Origin of the sequence: Falsarthrobacter nasiphocae, from assembly GCF_031456275.1 — a bacterium.
Lineage (GTDB): Bacteria > Actinomycetota > Actinomycetes > Actinomycetales > Micrococcaceae > Falsarthrobacter > Falsarthrobacter nasiphocae.
The window spans coordinates 836464-859911 of record NZ_JAVDUI010000001.1; the positions used below are offsets into that span (position 1 = coordinate 836464).

General features: G+C 69.7%; 19 protein-coding genes and 2 tRNA genes. 13 read left to right on the forward strand and 8 right to left on the reverse strand.

Annotation, left to right across the window (positions count from 1 at the left end; genetic code table 11):
- Window positions 1–186 precede the first annotated feature (186 nt).
- Window positions 187–1377 carry a globin domain-containing protein gene (locus J2S35_RS03755; protein WP_309849981.1) on the forward strand — a complete coding sequence of 397 codons (1191 nt, stop codon included), beginning with the start codon at window positions 187–189 and terminating at the stop codon, window positions 1375–1377.
- Window positions 1378–1654: 277 nt separating this feature from the next.
- Here the strand turns inward: J2S35_RS03755 and J2S35_RS03760 are convergent, their stop codons facing one another.
- Window positions 1655–2323, reverse strand: coding sequence for a hypothetical protein (locus J2S35_RS03760; protein ID WP_309849984.1), 669 nt, complete (start codon window positions 2321–2323; stop codon window positions 1655–1657).
- Between the two features lie 1133 nt (window positions 2324–3456).
- Between J2S35_RS03760 and J2S35_RS03765 the strand changes: the two genes are divergently transcribed.
- Entirely contained in the window at window positions 3457–4101 is a 645-nt protein-coding gene (locus J2S35_RS03765) for a hypothetical protein (RefSeq protein ID WP_309849987.1), read from the forward strand.
- A 203-nt stretch (window positions 4102–4304) separates the two neighbouring features.
- Here J2S35_RS03765 and J2S35_RS03770 read toward each other — a convergent pair whose 3' ends face one another.
- Window positions 4305–6149, reverse strand: a complete 1845-nt coding sequence (locus J2S35_RS03770) for a phosphoenolpyruvate carboxykinase (GTP) (protein WP_309849990.1) — start codon at window positions 6147–6149, stop codon at window positions 4305–4307.
- A gap of 420 nt (window positions 6150–6569) precedes the next feature.
- Window positions 6570–6645 (reverse strand) — tRNA-Arg (locus J2S35_RS03775).
- A gap of 176 nt (window positions 6646–6821) precedes the next feature.
- Between J2S35_RS03775 and J2S35_RS03780 the strand changes: the two genes are divergently transcribed.
- From J2S35_RS03780 to J2S35_RS03790, 3 genes are read left to right on the forward strand one after another with little or no spacing between them, the layout of a single operon-like run.
- On the forward strand, window positions 6822–7496 hold the full coding sequence (locus J2S35_RS03780) for a hypothetical protein (RefSeq protein ID WP_309849992.1): 675 nt from the start codon (window positions 6822–6824) through the stop codon (window positions 7494–7496).
- Window positions 7493–9760, forward strand: a complete 2268-nt coding sequence (locus tag J2S35_RS03785) for a YhgE/Pip domain-containing protein (RefSeq protein ID WP_309849994.1) — start codon at window positions 7493–7495, stop codon at window positions 9758–9760. The genes J2S35_RS03780 and J2S35_RS03785 overlap by 4 nt, the downstream gene beginning before the upstream one ends.
- A complete protein-coding gene (locus tag J2S35_RS03790) occupies window positions 9757–10383 on the forward strand; it encodes a TetR/AcrR family transcriptional regulator (protein WP_309849996.1) in 627 nt (208 codons plus the stop codon). Before J2S35_RS03785 ends, J2S35_RS03790 begins: the two co-directional genes overlap by 4 nt.
- 43 nt (window positions 10384–10426) lie before the next feature.
- Here the strand turns inward: J2S35_RS03790 and J2S35_RS03795 are convergent, their stop codons facing one another.
- From J2S35_RS03795 to upp, 3 genes are all read right to left on the reverse strand, one after another.
- Window positions 10427–10933: a SixA phosphatase family protein gene (locus J2S35_RS03795; RefSeq protein ID WP_309849998.1), complete on the reverse strand. Its 507-nt coding sequence runs from the start codon at window positions 10931–10933 to the stop codon at window positions 10427–10429.
- Between the two features lie 30 nt (window positions 10934–10963).
- Complete coding sequence (locus tag J2S35_RS03800; RefSeq protein WP_309850002.1) at window positions 10964–11782, reverse strand: winged helix-turn-helix domain-containing protein; 819 nt, start codon at window positions 11780–11782, stop codon at window positions 10964–10966.
- A gap of 139 nt (window positions 11783–11921) precedes the next feature.
- Window positions 11922–12557 carry a uracil phosphoribosyltransferase gene (gene upp / locus J2S35_RS03805; protein WP_309850004.1) on the reverse strand — a complete coding sequence of 212 codons (636 nt, stop codon included), beginning with the start codon at window positions 12555–12557 and terminating at the stop codon, window positions 11922–11924.
- Window positions 12558–12581: 24 nt separating this feature from the next.
- Here upp and tadA point away from each other — a divergent pair, with 24 nt between their 5' ends.
- Window positions 12582–13088 carry a tRNA adenosine(34) deaminase TadA gene (gene tadA / locus J2S35_RS03810; protein ID WP_309850007.1) on the forward strand — a complete coding sequence of 169 codons (507 nt, stop codon included), beginning with the start codon at window positions 12582–12584 and terminating at the stop codon, window positions 13086–13088.
- 98 nt (window positions 13089–13186) lie between these two features.
- Window positions 13187–13277 (forward strand) — tRNA-Ser (locus J2S35_RS03815).
- Window positions 13278–13405: 128 nt separating this feature from the next.
- On the opposite strand, the gene J2S35_RS03820 is transcribed toward J2S35_RS03815, so the two are convergent.
- Window positions 13406–14557 carry an IS1249 family transposase gene (locus tag J2S35_RS03820; protein ID WP_309850010.1) on the reverse strand — a complete coding sequence of 384 codons (1152 nt, stop codon included), beginning with the start codon at window positions 14555–14557 and terminating at the stop codon, window positions 13406–13408.
- 281 nt (window positions 14558–14838) lie between these two features.
- Here J2S35_RS03820 and J2S35_RS03825 point away from each other — a divergent pair, with 281 nt between their 5' ends.
- From J2S35_RS03825 to J2S35_RS03845, 5 genes are all read left to right on the forward strand, one after another.
- Window positions 14839–15018, forward strand: coding sequence for a hypothetical protein (locus tag J2S35_RS03825; protein ID WP_309850014.1), 180 nt, complete (start codon window positions 14839–14841; stop codon window positions 15016–15018).
- A gap of 136 nt (window positions 15019–15154) precedes the next feature.
- Entirely contained in the window at window positions 15155–16156 is a 1002-nt protein-coding gene (locus J2S35_RS03830; RefSeq protein ID WP_309850016.1) for an acyl-CoA dehydrogenase family protein, read from the forward strand.
- Window positions 16150–17631, forward strand: a complete 1482-nt coding sequence (locus J2S35_RS03835) for a bifunctional PIG-L family deacetylase/class I SAM-dependent methyltransferase (RefSeq protein ID WP_309850017.1) — start codon at window positions 16150–16152, stop codon at window positions 17629–17631. Before J2S35_RS03830 ends, J2S35_RS03835 begins: the two co-directional genes overlap by 7 nt.
- The gene (locus J2S35_RS03840) at window positions 17621–18493 is read left to right on the forward strand and encodes a glycosyltransferase (RefSeq protein ID WP_309850023.1); all 873 of its coding nucleotides are present in this window, start codon (window positions 17621–17623) and stop codon (window positions 18491–18493) included. The genes J2S35_RS03835 and J2S35_RS03840 overlap by 11 nt, the downstream gene beginning before the upstream one ends.
- Before the next feature lie 141 nt (window positions 18494–18634).
- Entirely contained in the window at window positions 18635–20053 is a 1419-nt protein-coding gene (locus J2S35_RS03845; RefSeq protein ID WP_309850027.1) for a hypothetical protein, read from the forward strand.
- A 66-nt stretch (window positions 20054–20119) separates the two neighbouring features.
- On the opposite strand, the gene J2S35_RS03850 is transcribed toward J2S35_RS03845, so the two are convergent.
- On the reverse strand, window positions 20120–21475 hold the full coding sequence (locus J2S35_RS03850; RefSeq protein ID WP_309850029.1) for a CitMHS family transporter: 1356 nt from the start codon (window positions 21473–21475) through the stop codon (window positions 20120–20122).
- A gap of 188 nt (window positions 21476–21663) precedes the next feature.
- Here J2S35_RS03850 and J2S35_RS03855 point away from each other — a divergent pair, with 188 nt between their 5' ends.
- A complete protein-coding gene (locus J2S35_RS03855; RefSeq protein ID WP_309850031.1) occupies window positions 21664–23448 on the forward strand; it encodes an ATP-binding protein in 1785 nt (594 codons plus the stop codon).

Consider the following 23448-nt stretch of genomic DNA (forward strand, 5'->3'; position numbering starts at 1 on the left):
GCTGGGCGTCGTCGTCCTCTCCCAGAGCCTCCCGACGAGGAGGCGAAGGGGCCTGCCCTCCCGGAACCAGAAGGGAGCCAGGCGCTCCGCAGCGCCTCCCGCGGGCCCACTGAAACACGTTTCTACACGCCGTAGAAATGAGACTACAATGAATCTTGCATCCAACATGCAACGAAAGGAGTTCCCATGCTCTCGGCCACCAGCCGCCCCGTCATCGAGGCCACACTGCCCGTCATCGCAGCCCACATCGAGGACATCACCCCCGTGTTCTACGGAAAGATGTTCGCCGCACGCCCCGATCTCCTTGAGGGCACGTTCTCCCGGGCCAACCAGAAGAACGGCACGCAGCCGCAGGCCCTGGCCGGGAGCATCGCGCGCTTCGCGACCTGGCTGCTCGAGAACCCGGACACCATGCCGGAAGAGCTCCTCGCGCGGATCGCCCACAAGCACACCTCCCTCAACGTCCGGGCGGACGAGTACCCCACGGTGCATGAGCACCTCTTCGCCGCGATCGTCGAGGTCCTCGGCGACGCCGTGACGCCCGAGGTCGCCGCGGCGTGGGACGAGGTGTACTGGCTCATGGCCGACGCCCTCATCAAGATGGAGAAGGGGCTCTACGAGGGCCTCTCCGCGGACGTCGGCTACACCCCATGGCGCATCGCCGAGATCACCGAGGAGACCGAGAGCGTCAAGACATTCCGCCTCGAGCCCGCCGACGACTCCGTGGCCACCCCCGGCCGCCCCGGCCAGTACGTCTCGGTGCGCCTCACCACGGAGGACGGCCTCCTCCAGGCCCGCCAGTTCTCGCTCTCGTGCAGCCCGGAGTCCACGGAGAAGCGCGTCATCACCGTGAAGCGGGATCAGGACGGGGAGATCTCCCCCGTCATGCACTCGCGCCTCGCGGTGGGAGACGTCATCGAGGTCTCCCCGCCCTTCGGCCTCAACGCCCTCCCCAGCGACGACGGCCGGCCGCTCGCCTTCATCACCGCGGGCATCGGCATCACGGTGACCTCCGCCGCGCTGTGCTCCCTCAAGCGGGCCGAGGACTCCCGCTCCATCCTCGCCGTCCACGCGGACAAGTCCTTCAGCACGGTGGCGCGGCTCGAGCCCGTGAAGCAGGCCATCGAGGCCCTGCCCAACGCGCGCGCGGAGTGGTTCCTGCGCGAGGAGACCGGCGCGGACCACAGGACGGACAAGGTCAACCTCGCCGAGCTCGGCGTGACGCCCGAGACCCACGTCTTCCTCTGTGGCCCGATGGCCTTCATGCAGGCCATGCGCGAACAGGCACTGGAGATCGGCGTGGCCCCGCAGGACATCCACTACGACGCGTTCGGCCCCGACATCTGGATGCCCGCCCCGGGCAACCCCGTTCAGTAGCCCGCACCCTGAGCCCTACCGCGCCCGGTGAGGCCCGTGGACCGCTGCGGGCCCGCAGGGTCATTCGGGGGCTGCCGACAGGGTTCCCGCGAGACGACTGGCGGGGCCCCGCAGGGCGAATGACGCGACTCAGGCCCGGCACCGTGTGGTGCCGGGCCTGAGTTCCACCCTCGGACCGGGGACGGCGCGGGGGCGCCGCCTGAGGGAGTGCGACGCGTGTTGCGCACCCCTCGTCAGGGGCGCCCTTGGCAAGAGCCCCTGACGTGGACCCCAAGAATCAGACGATGCTGCCCGGGACGCCCTGCGAGGTAACAAGGTACTTCACATCCGCGCCTCGCTGGCCCGCCCGAACCTTGGCAGTGTAGACACAGCCACCCTCGGGGATGGTCGCGACGTTCCTGCCGCTCAGGTTGCGGAACGAGAGAACGTAGGTGAGCTCAAAGGTCACCGGCTTGTTCCGATACACGAACCCGACCACGGCGTTGGAGAACGGCGAGTTGTAGCCGAACTTGTAGTCCCTGAAGTTGGCGGCGAGGGTGGGGGACGCCGTCGAGCTGACCGCGAAGGGCTGGTCACCCGAGCTGGTCGTAATCCGGCCCGTGTAGGTCCGGCCCTGCTCCGTCGTGATGGAAATGGCCCTGGGAGTGATGAGCCAGTACGCCGTGTGGGGGCTGTACGTCACGCACCGCTGACGGTACGTGCCCAGGGTCCAGTTGAGCTGGAGCGAGCCGTCCGGAACCCGAGTGGCAGTCCACGACGGGGCCGAGCCCGGCGCGGCCACCAGGCACGGCAGCGCGGGGCATGTAACCTCGGGCCGGGGCTTCGAGTCTGGTACAGGCTTCGACGCGGCCGAAGCAGGCGCCGCCGAAGCGACAGCGATAGCCGGCAGGGCCCAGGATGCGCCCAGGGCGACCGATCGGCGGGAGATGGGGGTTTGTGAGGTCATCGAGACTCCTTCTGGCACAGAGGCAGGGATGGCCGAGTTGGCCCGAGCCCGAGTCGCCAGCGCGGGGGCACCAGCTGCCCGAAGGCTCCTTAAGTGTTTACCATAGGTTGGCTACCTATCTCAATAGTCCCCACCCTCACCCCCCTGGCGCGCCTCCAAAGACGCACCCGACCCACCTCCTCGAGAAGTTACCCACGACAACCCCGAGAGGGAGCACTATCGTCGTTGACATCTCGGTCGATTTGATAATGGGGGTGGAGCATGAGCCTGATCCACGGATTCCTTCGCTACCTCGGCCTATCCCGAGACCCCTCCACCCAGGAGGCCACACCCACGCAGGCCCGTCCCACACGGCGGACAAAACTGCTCGCTGTCGTCGTTGGGCTAGGCGTCTTCGTCGTACTCTCGCTCGTACCCCGCCAGGTGGACGCGCTTTCTGCCCTCGTCCCGTTGATCATGGCCATTCTCACCGCCAAGATCGCGCTGGGCACTACTCCTAACCCCCGGCCTTCGGGCAGCAGAACCTCGGAGCCCCCGTCTCCGCCCACGCCACGTCACTCCCCCACAAACCGCCCCTCATAGGCACGCGGGGACAGCTCAGGCCCGGCACGCCATTGTGCCGGGCCTGAGCCTTTGAGAGGTGCGCGTGATGAGGTGCGCACACGGTCCGCGCCTCGCGCGGGCCGATCCGAGGGGTGACCCCAAGCTGGGGTTACTCTCAACTCATCCTGAACTCAGACTGAGGATTTGATCACGAATATATAACAATCGGTCGCTATTTCCGAAAGACCCTTGCGCGCCAGCCCGATGAGCAGCATCCTGTTATTGCAATCACATGGACAACATTCCAGGGAGGTGACACGCCATCGTCCTCCAGAGAGTCCTGCGCTGGCTTGGCCTGACGCGAGACCCAGCCGAACAGGAGACGGTTCAGGACGACGCCCACCCCACATGGCGGGCAAAGTTTCCCGTCCTGCTCCTAGGCTTCGCCGTCTACTTCATCGTGAGTCTCGTGCTCCGGGACGCAGGCGAGGCCTTCAAGGCGATTCCATGGGCCTCGGCCCTCCTCACCGTCACCATCATGATGCCTGAAGGGACTACCCGGTCCAGGCCAACCGAAAGGAGATATCCGGATGATCAAACCGCCCACCAAGACGATCCTCACTAGCACACTGCTCCTGGGGCTCGCCTTCACCACGCCCGCCGGCCACGCCTCCCAACCCCAGACGCCAGTAGACCTGGTCAGCACCACCCTTGCACTCAACAGTGAGTCGTCAGGACGCGATGCTGAGCTCTTCCAACCCTTTCCCGGAGACCAGCGGTCCGCGGCCTCGCGATTGGGCGCGCATCTCGGCGCTGGAGTCAGCGAACGAATCACCACGGAGCAAGCGAAAGTCATCAGCGACGTGTTTGTCAGCAGTGGAAGGGCCGCCCTTCCCGACGGGACCGTTGCGCTCCGCCACCTAGACTCCGGGGACCTCGTGGCAGTTGATGCGCTGGGAACCCCGCTCGCGACCTACCTGGAAGCAACGCTTTCCGCACGAGACACGGCCCTGCCAGAAACCGAAGATGACACACAAGCCGAGGGGATCATCCATCCCGAGGTCAAGCGCATCATCGGGGCCTGCCTTGGCATCGGAGTCCCGGGGGCCATTAGCGCAGAGACAGTGATCCGATGGTTCAACACCCCCCAGAAGGCCGCCAAGTTCATCGTGCGGCGGCTCGGTGTCTTCGGAGCAATCAGCTGTGCCGGAGGAATCATCTGGGAGTACATCTAGATCCCTATCGACGCTCATGCGTCACGAGTTTCTCCACCCACCCTGAGGCGGCAGGCGAAACGACAAGACACGGCTCAGGCCCGGCACGCCATTGTGCCGGGCCTGAGCCTTTGAGAGGTGCGCGTGATGAGGTGCGCACACGGTCCGCGCTGCGCGCGGGCCGATCCTAGAGGCGGCCCCAGAGCGGGGCCGCCCGCACACCGCTACTTCGCGAGGCGCTCCTCGAGGCGAGTAAGCTCCTGGCTCATCTCCTCGGGCAGCGAGTCGCCAAAGCGGGCGAACCACTCCTGGATGCCCTTGAGCTCCTCAGCCCACTCGGCATCGTCGAACTTCACGGCGTCCTCGAACTGCTCGCGGGTCGTGTCGAGGCCCGTGAGGTCCATGGACTCGAACGTCGGGACCACGCCGATCGGCGTCTCAACGCCGTCAGCCTTGCCCTCGATGCGCTCGAGGGCCCACTTGAGCACGCGCGAGTTCTCGCCGAAGCCGGGCCACGCGAAGCCGCCGTCGCGGTCGCGACGGAACCAGTTCACGAGGAAGATCTTGGGGAGCTTCTCCGGGTCGTGGCCCGCGGACGTGTCCAGCCAGTGCTGGAGGTAGTCGCCCGCGTCGTACCCGATGAAGGGGAGCATGGCCATGGGGTCACGGCGGACAACACCGGTTGCCCCCGCGGCAGCCGCCGTCGTCTCAGAGGAGAGAGTGGCGCCCATGAAGATGCCGCCCTTCCAGTCCCGCGCCTCGGTGACCAGAGGAATGGTGGTCTTGCGGCGGCCACCGAAGAGGATGGCGTCAATCTTGACGCCGTTCGGCTCGTAGTAGTCGTCGGAGAGCATGTCGATCTGGTCGATCGGGGTGCAGAACCGCGAGTTCGGGTGGGCGGCGGGGCGGCCGGACTCGGGGGTCCAGTCGTTGCCCTGCCAGTCGGTGAGGTGGGCGGGGACCTCGTCGGTCATGCCCTCCCACCAGACGCCGCCGTCGTCCGTCAGCGCGACGTTCGTGAAGATCGTGTTGCCCTTGGCGATGCCGCGCATGGCGTTCGGGTTGGTGCTCCAGCCCGTGCCGGGGGCCACGCCGAAGAGGCCGGCCTCGGGGTTCACGCCGTAGAGGGCGCCGTCCTTGCCGAAGCGCATCCAGTTGATGTCGTCGCCGAGAGTCTCGGCCGTCCAGCCCTCAACCGTGGGGTCGAGGAGGGCGAGGTTCGTCTTGCCGCAAGCCGAGGGGAAGGCCGCCGCGATGTGGTAGCTCTTCTTCTCCGGGCTCGTGAGCTTGAGAATGAGCATGTGCTCGGCGAGCCAGCCCTCGTCCCGCGCCATGACCGAGGCGATGCGCAGCGCGTAGCACTTCTTGCCGAGCAGCGCGTTTCCGCCGTAGCCCGAGCCGTACGAGTAGATGGAGCGCTCCTCCGGGAAGTGCACGATCCACTTGTCCTCGTTGCACGGCCAGACGACGTCCTCCTGGCCGTCCTCGAGCGGGGCGCCGACGGAGTGGAGGGCGGGGACGAAGAACGCCTCCGTCTCCTCGATCTTCTTGAGGACGTCGGAGCCGATGCGGGCCATGATGCGCATGGATGCCACAACGTAGGCGGAGTCCGTGATCTCGACGCCGAACTTGGGCTCGTCCGCGTCCAGGTGGCCCATGACGAAGGGGATGACGTACATCGTGCGGCCGCGCATGGCGCCCTTGAAGAGGCCGTCGAGCTTGGCGTGCATCTCGGACGGGTCCATCCAGTTGTTGGTGAAGCCGGCGTCCTCCTTCTTCTCCGAGCAGATGAAGGTGCGCTCCTCGACACGGGCGACGTCGGCCGGGTCAGAGAAGGCGGCGAAGGAGTTCGGGAACTTGGACTCGTCGAGCGGCTTGAGGACGCCCTTCTCGACGAGCTCGCCCTGAAGGCGCTTGATCTCGGCCTCGGAGCCGTCCACCCAGTAGACGTCCTTGGGCTGCGTGAGGGCGGCCACCTCATCGACCCACGCCTGAAGCTTCGCGTAGGTGGTCCCCTTGAGCCCGGGCACGTTCGACTCGGTGGTGGTCTCGTTGGCGTTGATCGTCATAGTGGTCCTCCATGAACGGGATAGAGCAAGTGGGGACAACACTACGACGACGTCGGCTGGCGCCACTAGACCACTGGTCTAGACCGGACGGGGCCGCGGGGTGGGGAATGGGCCCATCAGGGCAAACTCCGCATGAACTCGGGGTGAAAGACAGAATGAAGCCGAGCCAGAGGTGCCGTTCGTCACGTAGACCGGTCTACCATTGTGAGCGGCGCAGCGGTCGAAGCACGGCATCATTGATCGAACGCCGTCGGGAACGAGGCGAGTTCTCGAGATTCAAAGCTGGGTAAGCTGAAACGGCTCGGCAGGGCGGGTGGCCCGATCAGCAGCAGGGGCGGTCTGAATGTCCGCGGAGGCAGCACCCGCGCCCGGACAGCGACGAAGCCCCCTCACCTGATCGTGAGAGGGCTTCCTCTGGAGTGGTGCGCGCGAAGGGATTCGAACCCCCAACCTTCTGATCCGTAGTCAGATGCTCTATCCGTTGAGCTACGCACGCAAACGATTCTCTTTCGAGACCGCCTTGGCCCTTGAGCCGTAGACAACTTTACACGGGTTCTGAACAAAGCGCCAATCGGAGGCCTCCACCCTCCAATCTCCCCGGAAACTCGGGGAGCCCCACCCCTAGCATCCCTCCTATTTGAACTGACCGGTCAGTTTCATTAGGCTGTTTCCGTGCTCACCGCCCATGACCTCCGCTTCCGCGGACACCACGCCGACATCATCACGCCCACCTCCTTCTCCGCCGCCGCGGGAGAGGTCACGCTCGTCATCCACGAGTCGCCCGAGACCCGCACGGCGCTGGGCCTCATCCTGACGGACCGGATGCGCCCCACGAGCGGCTCCGTGGACAGCCCCCGGCCGCTTCGCCGCCGCTCCGCTCTCATCGACGCGCCCGACATCACCGAGCCGGGCGACGAGCTCACGGGCCGGGGAATCGTCACCGAGGCCATGGCCCTCACGCCGGGGATGCGCACCCTCTTCCTCAACCGCCGGGCAGAGTCCTGGATGGCGGATCACGGCCTCGGGGAGCTCGCGCGGGAGCCCCTGGAGCGGATCGACGGGGCGCACCGCCTCCGCCTCCTCACGGAGACCGCCCTCATGGACGAGGCCGTGGACCTCCTGGTCCTTGACTCGCCTGACCGCCACGCCCCGGCCGAGGAGTGGCTGCCCTACGTGGCGGAGGTTGCGGCCCGCGGCGTCACCGTCGTCGTTCTCCTCCCCTCCGCGCCCCACGACTGGCGAGGGACCGTGGTGTACGTAGGCGACGACGGCTGCGCGGACCAACCCGAGCCCGCTGCGGACACCGAACCCCAGAACCCAACGCACGAAGAAGAGGACCGCGCATGAACGCCGCACGAATCGCGGGGGCCGAACTCCGCCGCATGACCAACGGGCTCCTGCCGAAGCTCGCCGTCTTGGCGCTGACGCTCGTGCCGCTCCTCTACGGCGCCACCTACCTCTACGCCAACTGGGACCCCTACAAGCACCTGGGGAGCATCCAGGCGGCACTCGTCGTCGAGGACGAGGGCGCTAGCATCGAAGCCCCCGCCGCGGACGGGAAGAAGCGCACCACTCACCTGACAGCAGGCAACGACGTGGCCGCGGACCTCGAGAAGAGCGGCTCCTTCGACTGGGTCCGCACGTCCCCCGAGGATGCCGCCGACGGCGTCCGCAGCGGGCGCTACGGCTTCTCCCTCACGATCCCCAAGGACTTCTCCGCGAACCTCGCCTCGCCCCAAAACTTCGACGCCGCCAAACAGGCACTCTTCACCGTCACGACGAACGACGCGAACAACTACGTCCTCTCGACGATCGTTGGCCGCCTGACCGGGTCCATTCACAACGCCGTGGCCACCCAGGTGGGCGAGAAGACCGCCAACCAGCTCCTTGGCGGCTACTCCAGCATCCACTCGAGCATGATCAAGGCGGCCGACGGCGCCGACAAGCTGACACAGGGCGGCCGCGATGCGCAGAAGGGCGCGGCAGACCTCGCCGCAGGCCTGGGCACGCTGACCGACGGGGCGAGGAGCCTCGCCTCCGGTGAGGGACAGCTCGTCACCGGGGCGGACCAGCTCGCGGGCGGCGCGGGCAAGCTCTCGCAGGGCGCGGACACCCTGTCCACGGGGGCCTCGAGCCTGGCGACCGGCGCGAACAGCCTCAACACCGGTGCCTCGAACCTCGCCACGGGCGCCAACAGCCTCGCCACCGGCCTCGACACCATGAACCAGAAGGTCACGGCCCTCCCCGGCCAGGCCCAGAAGCTCGCGGCCGGCGCCAAGCAGGTCGCCGACGGCAACGCTGTCCTCAACGCGTCCGTGCAGGACGCGGTCGCGGCCCTCGACACGCTCGGCACCACCGCAGACCAGGCCGCCGCCGAGCGCCTCGCGACTCTCGTCAAGGACGGCACGCTCACGCAGGAGCAGGCGGACGCCATCACACAGCGCGTCCTCGCGGCCCAGGCGTCCACGACAGTCACCCAGGCGCGCGCCCGGGTCGCCGACGCCGCCGCCAAGGTCAACCAGCTCGCCACCGGGTCCCAGGCCGTCTCCGAGGGCGCCTCCGCCCTGGCCCAGGGCGCGGGTCAGCTCTCCGCCGCCACGGGGCAGGCGGCCACGGGCGCGCACAGCCTCGCGGAGGGCGCGGGCAAGCTCTCCCAGGGGGCGGGGTCCCTCTCCACTGGGGCGGGCTCCCTCGCCTCGGGCGCGGCGGAGCTCTCCAAGAGCACGACGACGCTGGCCGCCGGCGCCTCAAACCTCGCTGCCAACCAGCGCACCGCGGCGAACGGAGCCGCCTCGCTCCGGGACGGCCTCGTCTCGGCTCAGAACGGCGCGTCCTCCCTGGGAAGCGGCCTGAAGAAGCTCACGGATGGCACCTCGACCCTGGCGTCCCAGATCCGCGCCGGCGCCGACCAGGTCCCCAACCCGAGCGAGACCGTCAAGGAGAGGGCCTCCAAGGTCATCGCGGACCCCGTCAAGGTGACGGACTCCGCCCAGACGACCGCCCAGTCCTACGGCGCGGGCCTGGCGCCCTTCTTCCTGTCCCTCTCGCTGTGGATCGGCGTGTTCATCCTGACCCAGCTCATGCGGCCCCTCACGCCGCGTGCGCTCGCCTCGAACGCCCCCTCGCTCGCCGTCTCCCTCGGCGGCTGGCTGCCGTTCCTGCTCATCGGGCTCGCCCAGGCGCTCGTCCTCTTCACGGCCGTCACCCTCGGTGTGGGCCTCACCCCGGTCCACCCGTGGCTGCTCCTCGGCACCATGCTCCTCGGCACGTTCTCCTTCAGCGCCGTCATCCACGGGATCGTCGCGCTGCTCGGCTCACCGGGCAAGCTCGTCGTGCTCGTCCTCATGATCCTTCAGCTGGTCTCCTCCGGCGGCACGTTCCCGTGGCAGACCACCCCCGAGCCCCTCCACAGCCTCCACCGCTACCTCCCGATGGGCTATATGGTGGACGCCATGCGGCAGATCACCTACGGAGGCGACCTCGGGATTGCCCGGGAGAAGCTGCTCGTCCTGGCGGCGTGGGGCGTCTTCGGCCTCCTGCTGGGTGCCCTCGCCACCATGCGGTCCCGCCGCTGGACCCTCTCAACCTTCAAGCCGGTGCTGACCCCATGACCCAGAATGAGCCCGAAGCCTCCTCAGAGCCTCGTCGCCGCCCAGTGCGCACTCGCACGACCAAGCTCAAGCTGTTCCGTGCCGCCATGGAGCTCATGGGCGAGTCCGGGGTCACGGAGACGCGCGTCGAGGACGTGGCCGCCCGGGCCGGCGTCTCCAAGGGCTCCATCTACTACAACTTCGGCTCGAAGAGTCAGCTCGTCGAGGAACTCCTCCGGTTCGGCCTCGAGCAGCTCGAAGAGCGCATCGCGGGGATCCGGCGCGCGGCGGACTCGGACGGACTCGAATACCTGGCCAGCGTCCTCGAGCAGGGCTTCCGCTTCCTCGACGAGTACCCCTCCTTCGCCAGGCTGTGGGTGGCGACCAGCTGGCGCGGGGCCGGGGAGTGGGCGGAGACACTCGCGTCCCTCCGCCACCGCGTGGTGGGGCTCGTGGAGGAGGGTCTCGAACTCGCCGTGCCGTCCGCGGACGCGGCGACGGTCCGCCTCACGGCTCACGCGATCTTCGGCTCGGTCTTCGCGCTCTCGCTCGACGACGGCCAGGCGCGCCGCCCGTCAGTTCCCGAACGAGTCTCGATCTGCCTTTTGACCGCACGCGGCCTCGCGGAGCAGGACGGGGCCTGATTCGGCGGGAGCGTCGTCGTCATCTCCTGCCAGAAGCAGAAGGCTAGCGGGGCGCGATGAAGGAGAGCAGGCGCGCGTCACGCCCGTCCAGCTCCGCCCAGGGGGTGTCCGTCTCGAAAAGGCAGAGGCCCGCCGTGGGGTACTCCGTGGCCATCTCGATGACGGCCTCCTGGTCAGAGTCCATGCTCGCCAGCCGCATGGCCGTCTCCTGAACCCCTGGCATGTGCGCCACGATGAGGAGGGAGTCCACGGTGGCCGGGGCCTGGTTGATGACCGAGACGATCTCCGCCGCCGTGGCGTTGTACAGGCCGTCCATGAGGCGCGGCGTGGGGCCCTGCTCCCCCAGGGACTCGCCGATCCACGCGGCCGTCTGCCGGGTGCGCAGCGCGCTGGAGACCAGAATGCACTCCGGCACCCAGCCGTGCTCCTTCAGCGCCTCGCCGACAAGAGGGGCCTGCGCATGGCCCGCCGCGGAGAGCGGGCGCTCGTGGTCCTCGACGCCTCGGGGAAAGGCCGCCGTAGCGTGTCGAACAATACTGAGTCTGCGCACGCGGCCCCCTTCTCTGGCGGCAATGACCGCCTAAATGTAATATTCCGGGGCCGTCCATACGACGACCTCCGGGTGCTCAAAGAAACGGTACCCCTCGCCGCGCACCGTTCGCACCGCGCCCGAGAGCCGGCCCAGTTTGGTGCGCAGCCGCCGGATATGGACATCAATGGTTCGCAGACTGGGCTGCTCCCCCACCGCGCCCCAGATCTCCGTGAGCATCTCCTCACGGCTCACCACGCGGTGCTGATTCTCCACAAGGAGGAAAATGAGCTCGAATTCCTTGAACGTCAGGCTCAGCGGAACGCCGTCGAGGTAGACCTCCCGGCGGGCGAGGTCAATGAGGACACCCGCGACGGAGACCACCTTGGAGGACTTCTCCTTCTCCTCCTGGCTCGGCTTCCTCCGCGGGGCGGGACGGGGAGGCATCCCCGGGTCCCCCAGGGCGCGGCGGACGATCTCGAGGTCGTCCCCCGCCGCGTCCGTCGGAGCGAGGGCCACGGCCGCGTGAGACTCCGCCTGCGGGACGAGCTCATGAATGTAGGCCCGCGCCTGCTGCGCCACCCGGGTCAGGGACAATCCGGCCTCATGCGCGGTCTGCTCGCTGAGCCCCACGTAGATGACAAACCCGCGCGCCACCGCGTCCGGCAGCCCCGACCCCGGCTCTGCGGGAGGGGTTGCGACGACGGCGGCTGGCGCCGTCAGGACCACCCCGTTGCCCACATGGGCCGCCCCATAGGGGCCCGCGGGCCGCCCCACCCCCACCTGAGCGCCGTAGACGGAGCTATTCGCTTCCTGCGACACGTGACTCACGCGCCGGGAGACATGGACGTAGCCGGAAGTGGTGGGCATGGCAGACCTTTAGCGTGCGCGGAATGCTGGTGCACGGTCCTCCTCGACGAGCGCCGACAAGGCACGCGCATACCCAATAATAATGCAACCGACTGTCGTTTCATGATCAGCTCGGGCTCCCGCCCGGCCTCACGTCGACCTAGCCCGCCACCCCGTAGAGCCGATCACCCGCATCGCCGAGGCCGGGCACGATGTACGACTTCTCGTTGAGGCGCTCGTCAATCGACGCGAGAACCAGCGAGACAGGCAGGCCGTCCAGCTCGTCCTCAAGGACCTTGAGGCCCTCCGGCGCGGCGAGAAGGCACAGGCACGTGACGGACTCGGCGCCGCGCTTGAGCAGGAAGCGGACAGCCTCCTTGAGCGTGCCGCCCGTGGCCAGCATGGGATCCAAGACGAACACCTGGCGGCCCGTCAGGTCCTCAGGCAGGCGCTCCGCGTAGGTGATGATGTCCAGCGTCTCCTCGTTACGAGCCATGCCGAGGAATCCGACCTCCGCGGTGGGGACCAGGCGGATCATGCCCTCCAGCATGCCGAGGCCCGCCCGAAGAATCGGGACTACGAGGGGTGTCGGCTTCGCAAACGCCGTGCCCACGGTGCGAGTCACGGGCGTCTCGATCTCGACGGGGACCGTCTTGACGTCCCGCGTGGCCTCGTACGCCAGCAGCGTCACGAGCTCCTCCGTGAGCTTCCGGAAGACGAGGGAGGGCGTCCGCACGTCGCGAAGCACGGTGAGCTTGTGGGCGACGAGGGGGTGGTCGACGACGAGAGTGCGCATACGGAAAAACTACCATTGAGGACTATGAGCTCCCCTAGACAGCCGGCCCCCAACGGGCCGCCCCCGTCTGACGCACAGGCCCGGGCCTGGATGGGTCTCGCCCTCGACGAGGCCCGGCGTGCGCCGGCGGCGGGGGACGTGCCGATAGGCGCCGTCGTCGTCAGCCCTGAGGGCCACGTCCTGGGGGCGGGGTACAACCAGAGGGAGCGAGACGGCGACCCGACCGCCCACGCCGAAGTCATTGCGCTGCGAGACGCCGTGCGGGCGATGGGCGACTCGTGGCGGCTTGAGGACTGCACGCTCGTGGTCACGCTGGAGCCGTGCGCAATGTGCGCGGGGGCGATTGTCCTGTCCCGGGTGCGACGCGTGATTTTCGGGGCGTGGGACGAGAAGGCCGGGGCGGCGGGGAGCGTTTTCGACGTGCTGCGCGAGCCGCGGCTCAACCATTTTGTGGAGGTCATTCCCCGCGTCAGGGAGGACGAGTGCGCCGAGCTGCTCCGCGGCTTCTTCCGGGGCCTCCGCGGCGCGTAGGCGCGCCCCGGGGAACGGGCCCGGCTTTGGGCGTTGAGGTGGGCCCGGCCCCGACCGTTTGGGGGAAAGCGGGCGCATCGGATAGAGTAGTCGGGCTGGGTGACGTGTCCGAGCGGCCGAAGGTGCAACACTCGAAATGTTGTGTACGGTAACCCCGTACCGAGGGTTCAAATCCCTCCGTCACCGCCACAGCGAAGGCCCGTGCTTCCCTGAGAAATCAAGGGAGTGCGGGCCTTCTGCATGTCCGGGGCGGGGTCCGTGCCCACCATTCGCCGATGGCGGGTTAGCGGCCAAAAAGTGTGTTTTTCTCGGGCGTGTCATGGCCGTCCTGCCCACCCTTGCTGGGTTCCGTTCCCGTCCTCCCAGCTGAACCCGTGGCCCCACAGCTCGGGCCCGATGACCTCCTCGACGCCCGCGATGGTGTCCTCCCGGGCCTGGTAGTGCTCGGCGCGGATGAGCTCGCTCGCTGGTCGAGTGTCCACGCTCAAGGACCGGAAATACCAGGCCGCCGCCACGGGGGCCCGGTGCCTGGGGATCCCGCGATGTGACCGGAAGAGCTCCTTGAGCCCGGCATTGACCCCACCCTCGAGCGGACTTGTCGTACGCGGCAGCACTTCCCCGGGCCTGGCTTGTTCCAACCACGTGAAGAGATGCCCGGCTTTGCGCACGCGCTCTAGGGTGAAATACGCCCGCCGAAGACGCTGATGCGTGTACCACCACGCCGCGCTCACAGGCACGCTCGAGGGCCTCACCAGGCCAGCACGGGCGTACGTGCGCTCCGTCAGAAACGCCCGCCAGGCCCCATGCCACGCGGCCAACGAAGCCTCCCACGAGGCCGCCTGGTCCAGGGAGGAGACCTTCGGCAACGCCCGGGCCAGCGACCGAAGTTGCCGCCCTGCCTGTAGCACGGGCCGGCGAGTGAGATGCTCATCCACCCGGTGAAGCAGATGAAAGAGACACCGTTGAACCCGGGTGGCGGGCCACAGCTCGCCGATCACGGTCAGAGCCGCGGCGTTCCCATCGACGATGACGATGTCCGGGGCCGGGATCATCTCCAGCAGCGCGGCCCATGACGCGCGCTTCTCCCGGTCGCAGAACTGCCACGCCACGACATGCTCACCGGTGTAGGCCACGAGCGCGCACCAGGTGTTGAAGTACGTCCCATCCAGCATCAGCACCCGGTGGACTTCCCCGGTCAGTACTGGTTCCGGGGCCACGTTCCAGCACCAGGCATGCTGGCGGCGGAAGGTGCGAGCGGGCCCGTGCTCGCCCTGGGTCGTACGTCCAAGGAGCCAGTCCTCGAAGCGGTGGATCTGGTGGGCCCGCGTCAGGTCACCCCGGCGGGCTGGGGTGGTGGACGCTCCGCAGGATGAGCATCGGTAGCGCGGGCGTCCTGCGCTGGTCGTGCCGTTCTTGATCAGGGTCTGGGCGCATACACCACAACGGGGCCGATTCGCGGGAAGGGGCATTCATCATGCTTGCAGAGTAAGTCAACGGGCGTATAGCCCTACTGCCGACTGGGAAGCAGGCCCCTGCCACACACACTTTTTGGCCACTAACCCCCGATGACGGGGGTGCATTTCGCACCGCGGGCTGAGCCGGCCTGACCCCTACGAAGCCGCCGCAACAGCGCCCCCATCCTGGCCCGAACTCGGGTCGATCAGTTGTCCCCCAACGTCCTCCGGACATGACAACCCCCTCCGGGGCGTGAGAAACTGAGGCACAACACTGGGCGAAGGAGGGTGCGGCAATGAATCGCCAAGAGCAGTGGGAACGCAACGCTGAGCGCGACGAGCGCGAGCGCTACCGCGAGGCCATGGGCTACCTCCGCCCTGCAGATGAGCGACGCGCTGAGCGCCTCGCGCGGGCCAAGACCTCCAGCATCAAGCCTCGCAAACTCTCCGAAGTCCTCGGACACACTTACGTCTAGGCCGTGTCGGGCACCTGGACACAGGACCCAGCAATCGCGAGGGTGCCGCTCAGCTGCGGTGCCTCGCCGCGGGATCGGTAGGCTTGACTGGAGAGGCCCCGTGCGGAACACCGCACCACCGAGGAGGACACCGAGCATGTCGAGCGCCGATCCATCCCCTGCCATTCGTCTAGGCACAGCTGAGGCCCCTTCCGAGCGCATTGCGCTCCTCAACGAGGCCTGGCCGGGCCTCGCGGGCGCACCCTTCGGCGAGATCTGGGGCGTCCTGGCCGAGATCGCCGAGGCAGACCTGGGCGCGGCCCGCATGGTCGAGCCCCACCTCGACGCCCTGAGCATCCTGTCCCAGGCCCCCGAGCCGCGCCCGGCCGTCCCGGACGGCTCCACGTGGGGCGTCTTCGCCGCCGAGGCCCCCGGCTCCCGCCTCGAGGCGCACCGGCAGGAGGACGGGTCCTGGGCCCTGACCGGTGTCAAGCCCTGGTGCTCCCTGGCCGGCGAGTTGAGCCACGCCATCGTGACGGCGCACGTCAAGGGCGGCCGCCAGGCGTTCGCCGTCGCCCTCCAGGGGCCGGGGGTGACGCCGCTGGAGGATGCGTGGCCGAGCCGCGGGCTCTCGGAGATCCCCAGCGGGCCCGTGGAGTTCACGGGCGCCCCCGCAGAGCCCGTCGGCGGCACGGACTGGTACCTGACGCGGCCCGGATTCGCCTGGGGCGGGATCGGGGTGGCTGCATGCTGGCTCGGCGGGGCAACGGGTCTGGCCCGGGCCGCCGTGACCGCCGCGCAGACCAAGCCGGAAGGTCCAGACACGGCCGTGCTGGCGGCGCTGGCCGGACGGATCGACGTCGAGATTCTCACCGCCTGCACCCTCCTGCGCGCCGCCGCTCGCGTGGCCGAGGGCCACGAGCCCTGCCCAGATGCCGCCGAGTGGACCTATGCCCTGCGCGTGCGCACCGCCGTCCACCGCGCCGCGACCACCGTCCAAGCCCTCAGCCGCGAGCTCGCGGGCCCGGCGCTCCTCACCGGCAACGCGGCGTTCGCGAAGGCTGACGCCGACCTCACCGTCTACGCGAGCCAGCACCACGGCACACGAGACGAGGCCGCCCTCGGCCGCACCCTCCTCTCAGGAGGCCCCACGTGGTGACCTTCCACCACACTGACGCCTCCACGCCCGAGGAGTCCTGGCTTGACGCGGGCGTGGGGCAGCTCCCACTCCTGGACGCGCGGCTCCTGGCTGGCGCCTCACGCGTCGTCGTCCTCGCGGCCCACCCGGACGACGAGCTGCTCGGCTGCGCCGCCCTCCTCGCAGAGACCGAGCGGCTGGGCGTGGACACCGTGGCGATCCTCTTCACGGGCGGCGAGAACTCCCACCCCCGCTCCCCCACGGTGACGCCGGAGCAGCTCGCGGAGCTGCGCGCGGCGGAGTTCGAGGCCCTCTCGGGCGCGCTCTTCCCCTCGGCCCGGACCGTGCACCCGGGGCTGACGGACGGGCGCGTGGCCGAGTCCCCGGAGGCCGTCCGCGACGCCCTGGACGCCGCGCTGGCGGGGTGCGACGCCGCGCGGGCCGTCGTCGTCTCCCCGCGCCACGACGACGGGCACCCGGACCACGAGACCCTCGGCGAGGCGGCCCTGGCCGCCGGGCGCGCTCTCGGCGCCACGGTCCTCGAGTACCCCATCTGGTACTGGCACTGGGCGGGCCCCGAGGACGCGCGCTGGCGCTCGTGGGTGCGTCTGCCGGACCCAGCGGGCCTGGACCGCGACGCCCTGTGGGCGCTCTACCCCACGCAGACGCGGCCGCTCTCGCCTGCGCCGGGAGACGAGGCCATCGTCCAGCCAGACTTCCTCGCGCACTTCCTGCGCGGATTCGAGACCTTCGAGGTCACGCAGACGGACCGGAATGAGGCCGCGCAGGCGCACCGGGATGAGGCCGCGCTGGCGCACCCGGACGCGGCGCGCGTCTTTGATCAAGTCCATCAGGACGACGACCCCTGGCGGACCTATACCTCCGCATACGAGGCGCGCAAGCGCGCCACCCTGATCGGGCTGCTCAAGGAGGCCCGCGGCGGGCGGGTGCCGGGCTCCGACGAGTCCGAGCTGGGCCGCGGTGCCGGTGCGGATGACGGTGGGAGTGACGGCGCCTCCGCCGATGCGGACAGGCCGTATGCGCGCGCCTTCGAGATCGGCTGCTCGGTGGGCGCGCTCACCGGGGACCTGACCCGGATCAGCGAGCGCGTCCTCGCCGTGGACGCGAGCGCCGAGGCCCTTGAGCAGGCCCAGGCCAAGCAGGGCGGCCGTGCGGGCGTCGAGTTCCGCCAGATGCTCGTGCCGGAGTCCTGGCCGGAGGGGTCGTTCGACCTCATCGTGCTCTCGGAGACTGGGTATTACCTCACCGAGGCCGACCTGCGCGCGACGTTCGCGAAGATCGCGGCGTCCGCGTCCGGCGGCGGCGCCGTCGTCGCCCTCTGCCACTGGCGAGGCGACATTGAGGGGTGGCCGCTGGACGCCGCGGCCGTCCACCGGATGGCGCGCGAGACGTGGCCCGGAGAGCGGGTGGCGTCCCACGAGGACCCCGATTTCCTCATCGACCTCTTCGATATCGCGGGCCCCAGTGGACGCTGACGCACCCAGGCGCGGCGAGGGCCGGACGCCCGGCTCGGGCAGAAACCTCAGCGGGGGCCGGCTCCTCGGCGTCGTCATCCCGGCCAGGGACGAGGAGTCAGGCGTGGGCGCGACACTCCGCTCCGTCCTGGACTCGCTCGACGCGGCGGAGGCGGCGACCGCCGCCGAGGCAGGGCGGCCCGGCAGCGAGCCGGCCCTCGCGTGCCACGTGGTCTGCGTGGTGGACGGCGGGGAGGACGCGACCCTGGACATCGCGCGGCGGATCGCGGCCGACGACCCCCGCATCGAGGTCCTGGCCCAGACGTCTTCCGGCGTGGGCGCCGCGCGGCGCGCCGGCTGCGAGCGGGTGTTCGCGTGGGCCAGCCAGGTGTCCGGCTCGCCCGTGCCTCCGCGCCTGTGGATAGGGACGACGGACGCCGACAGCCTCGTCCCCCGCGGCTGGGCGTCGGCCCATCTGGGCAGCGAGGCGGCGGGCGAGGACATGCTCGTCGGCATGGTCCGCCCTGACGAGAACGGGGCCGATCCCGAGCTCATCGCCGCCTGGCACCGCCTGCACCCCGCCACGGAGGGGCACCCGTTCGTCTTCGGCGCGAACTTGGGCTTCCGAGCCGCGGCCTACCGGGCCGTGGGCGGCTTCTCCGCCGTGAAGCACGGGGAGGACGTGGGCCTCGTGGCGGCCTTCGAGACGGCCGGCGCCCGCATCCGCCGCTCCCCCGTGCCGTGTGTGACAACCTCCGCGAGGCTCGCGGGCCGGGTCGAGGACGGGTTCAGCACTTACGTGCGGGAGCTGGCGTCGACCCTGCCTGCGGGGGCCGAGGCGGGGCGGGCGGGCTGCCCGCCTGCCGAACTGCGCCATGCATGACCCGTCCACGCCGGCTATGAGCCCAGTTTCCGGGGCTCGGGGGCCCGAACATGACGCGCTTCGGGGAAAGGCGTCGCGGTTGGGCGGGAGCCACCCCACCCGATTAATGAGAATGAGTCTCACTTAAGATAAAGTGTCCGCATGACCAATCACTCTCACCTCTCCAGCGAGCGCGCACGCCGCCCTCGCGCTCGTCTGTCCACCGCTGGCCCCGCCCTTCTCGCCGCGGCGCTCCTCGCGGGCTGCGCCTCGCCGTCACCCTCCCCGGAGACGACGGCCGGCGCGCCCGCGTCCGACAGCCCCTCCGCACCCCAGAGCGCGTCACACGGCCCATCACAAAGCCCCTCGCAGGGCGCCGCCGCTAGCACCGACGCCCACGCCAAGGATGCGGGCAACGGCCACGGCACCGAGGTCGCAGCCCCGGTGCCCCGCCTCGTGGCAACGTACGACGGCGGCGTCCTCACCCTCGACGCCACGACGCTCGAGCAGGTCGCCGACGAGAAGATCCCCGGTTTCCTCCGCGTCAACCCCGCCGGGGACGGCCGCCACGCGTTCCTCTCCACAGACAAGGGCTTCCGCCTCTTCGACGCGGGGACGTGGAGCGAGGCGCACGGGGACCACTCGCACTCCTACACCGCGGATCCCAAGGCCACCTCAGCCACCGTCGCTGCGGATCACCCGGGTCACGTCGTGGTCCACGGCGGCCGCACGGCCCTCTTCGCCGACGGCACGGGAACGGTCTCTCTTCTCGAGACAGACGCGATCGCCAAGGGCGCGGAGGCGGGCTCGCTCCGCCCCGTGGGGAGCGTCTCGGCACCCCAGCCGCACCACGGCGTCGCCGTCCCCCTGCCGGACGGCGGGCTCGCGATGACCCGATCCAAGGGCGAGGAGCGCACGGGCATGAGCGTGTACGCGAAGGACCTCAAGACCGTCACGCACAGCTCCGACGACTGCCCGGGCACCCACGGCGAGGCCGTCGCGAAGGGCGGCGCCGTCGTCTTCGGCTGCGAGAACGGAGTCCTCATCTACACGAAGGGCGCCATCAAGAAGGTCGCCTCACCGGACAAGATCGGGCGGATCGGCAACCAGGCGGGCAGCGAGGCCTCGCCGATCGTCCTGGGCGACTACAAGGTCCGCCCCTCCGAGGGCACCCGCGAGCACCCGACGCGCGTGAGCCTCATCGACACCCGCACCGGCACGATCCGCCTCGTCGACGTCAAGGCGAGCTACACGTTCCGCTCCCTGGGCCGCGGCCCGGCGGGCGAGGCCCTCGTCCTGGGCACGGACGGCAAGCTGCGCGTCCTCGACCCGGCCACCGGCCGCATCACCAAGGAAATCCGGGTCACGGACGCGTGGACGGAGCCCGAGGAGTGGCAGAAGCCCCGCCCGGCCCTGCACGTCCAGGGGGCCACGGCATACGTCACGGATCCGGCCACCCGGCGCCTCGTCTCGGTGGACATTCCGTCCGGGGAGATCGTCAAGGAGACGACGACGACGCAGCCGATCAACGAGATCACGAGCGTGACCGGCAAGGCCGCCCGCGCGCCCCACTCCCACTGAACCGAGCGCGCCGCCGTCCGAGCGTGGAGCTCGAGCGGCGGCGCGTCGTCGTCGTTCTGAGAAGAACTAGCCGGTGACGATGGCCCCGGTGAGGATGGCCACGCCCAGCATGACGAGGGAGAGGACCACGCAGCGCCAGAGGACCTTCTTGTGGTGATCGCCGAGCTCGACGCCCGCGAGGGAGACGAGAAGGAGGATCGCCGGGACGAGGGGCGACTGGAGGTGGAACGGCTGGCCCGTCAGGGAGGCGCGGGCCATGGAGGCCGGGTCCACGCCGAACTGCGAGGCGGTCTGCGCCAGGATCGGGAGGATGCCGAAGTAGAACGCGTCGTTGCTCATGAGGAACGTCAGCGGGATGGACAGCAGGCCCGTGATGAGCGGCAGGTGCGGGCCCCACTCGGTGGGGATGACGTCGACGAGCCAGTGGGCCATGGCGTCCACCATGCCCGTGCCGCTCAGCACGCCCGTCAGGACGGCGGCCGCCATGACCATGCCGACGACGGCCACGATGGACCGGCCGTGCTCCGTGACGCGCTCGAGCTGCTCCTTCGGGCTGGGGAAGTTGACGACGATCGCCACGGCCACACCGACCATGAAGATGTACGGCAGCGGGAGGACGTCCACGACAAGGAGGACCATGATCGCGAGCGTCAGCAGGAGGTTGAACCAGAAGAGCTTGGGCCTCAGGGTGGAGCGGTTCGGGTCGAGCGCGTTGTCGGCCATGACCGTGTCCCGCTCGTCGACGAGGTCCAGGGCGGGCAGGCGCGAGTCGTCGAGGAGGTTGCCGCTCCACGCGTCCGGGTAGGCGGCCTTGAGGCGGCGGCGCTCGAGGATGCCGAGGTGCCACGAGAACGCGAAGACGCAGAGCATGGTCACGGCCATGGCAGGCACGAGCGGCACGAACACGTCTGTGACGGACAAGTGCAGGGCCGTCGCCGCGCGGGCGGTGGGGCCGCCCCACGGGATGATGTTCATCGTGGCGTTGGCCATGGCCGCCACGACGGTGAGGACCACGGGGCTCATGCGCAGACGCCGGTAGATCGGCAGGAGCGCGGCCGTGGTGAGGATGAACGTCGTCGAGCCGTCACCGTCAAGGGAGACCGCTGCCGCCAGGACCGCTGTGCCGACGACGATCTTCATGGGGTCGTTGCCGGAGATCCGCTGGATGAAGTCGACGAGGCGGTCGAAGAGGCCGACGTCGATCATGAGACCGAAGTACATGATCGCGAACATCAAGAGGGCCGCGGTGGAGGTCATCGACTTCATGGACGTCATGACCATGTCGCCGATTCCGAGGCCGGCGCCCGCGAAGAGGCCGAAGACCGTCGGGACGATGATGAGCGCCAGGACAGGCGTCAGCTTCTTGGTCATGATGAGCGTCATGAAGACGGCGATCATGATGAAGCCGAGGAGGACGAGCATGGGAACTCCTTCGTTCCGTGGAGACTGCAGTCCGCAGGGCGCCGGGCGGAGCCGGGCCACGCACTGGGGCGTGATCTCGCTCACTGCGGAGGTTTCGACTGACGCTATCGTGAGCCCTGTCACGCTTGCGCGCTTTGGCTCATATGGGTCGTTTTGATCATTCGGCGCGTTGCGTGCATTCTGCTCACATGAGCTTTCGCCGCCTCCCCGCCGCACGCGGAGCCCGCACCGCCCGCCGCGGGCGCGGGTTCCAGCGGCGGCTCGCGGGCGTCATGGTGGGGCTCGTCCTCATCGTGGCCGCCCTCATCGGCGCGTCCCACGCGTGGCGCCTCAACGCCCGCATCATGGAGAGCACCCAGGACAAGGCCCTGACGCTCGCGCGCGCGGTCGCCGCCGAGCCCGAGATCATCTCCGAGGCCGCCCGGATCTCCTCGGGGCCGCCGCCGAGCCCCGCCGACCTCCGCACGGGACCGATCCAACGGGCCGCCGCCGACATCACGCGGCGCACGGGCGCCCTCTTCGTCGTCGTCACCGACGAGAGCGGGATTCGGCTCAGCCACCCCGACCCAGCCCGCCTCGGCGAGCGCGTCAGCACGGACCCCTCCGGCGCGCTCGCGGGCCGGGACGAGGTCACGGGGGACACGGGCACGCTCGGCCCCTCGGCCGGAGCCAAGGTCCCGGTCCGGGACGGGTCGGGCCGGATCGTGGGGATCGTGTCCGTGGGCTTCGAGAGCGGCGAGCTCGCCGAGCAGTGGCTCCGGGACGCCCGCTGGGGCATCCTCGCGACCCTCGCGGCCGCCCTCCTCGGCGTCGGCGCGTCCATCGTCGTCTCCCGCAGCCTTCACCGCGAGATCCTCGGGCTCGAGCCGGAGGAGATCGCCGGTCTCGTCACCGAGCAGGAGGCCGTCCTCCACGGCGTCGACGAAGGCGTGCTCGGCGTGGACCCGGACTTCACCGTGCGCGTAGCCAACCGGGCGGCCCTCGCCATGCTCCCCGGGGTCACGGTCGGCGCGCCCGCGGACGCAGAACACGTCCCGGACGAGCTCGTGGAGCTCCTCCACCATGCGGCGGCGAGCGCCGGATCGGCCGCGAGCCCCCTGGAGACCGGGCCGCACACCGGGCCCCGGGACGCCGGAACCCGCACCGTCGTCGCCGGCGAGCGCATCCTCGTCTGCACGGTGCGCCCCGTCCGGCGGCGGGACGCGGACCTCGGCTACGCCGTCGTCGTCAGAGACCGCACCCAGGTGCAGGAGATGAGCCGGGAGCTCGCGGATGCCCGCGCGCTGACCGCCGCCCTGAGGATCCAGCGCCACGAGTTCTCGAACCAGCTCCACACCATCGCCGGCCTCGTCGACGCAGGCGCCCTCGAGGAGGCGTCCGAGTACGTCCTCGCCCTGACGGAGACCCGCCGGCTCGGCAGCGGCATGGCGGGGCTCGAGTGCATCGAGGACGAGAGCCTGCGCTCCTTCCTCGCCGCCAAAGCGGCGCAGGCCCACGAGCGCTCGGCGAGCCTGGTCCTCGGGGACAGCAGCGGCCTCACCTCCCGCCTCCGCGTCCCGCAGGGCCTCCAGGACACGACGACGGTCCTCGGCAACCTCGTGGACAACGCGCTGGCGGCGGCGATCGCCGCCCAGACCCCCTCCCCGGCCGTGCTCGTCGACATCGTGGAACACGACGGCGTCCTGCACCTGGCCGTCACCGACACGGGCGCGGGGATCGCCGAGCCCGAGCTCGCGTTCACCCAGGGGTACTCGCGGGTGCCGAGCCTGCGAGGAGAGGCCGGGGGCCACGGCATCGGCCTGCCGCTCGTGCGCCGGATCGCGCGGGCCCGCGGCGGAGACGTCTGGATCGGGGCGAGGGCCGGCACCGAGATCGCCGCCCCCGAGCTGCCCCACCACTGGACCGGCGCCACCGTGTGCGCGCGCCTCCCCGGCGTCCTGCTCCCGCCCCGAGAACAGCCCGACCACCCCTAA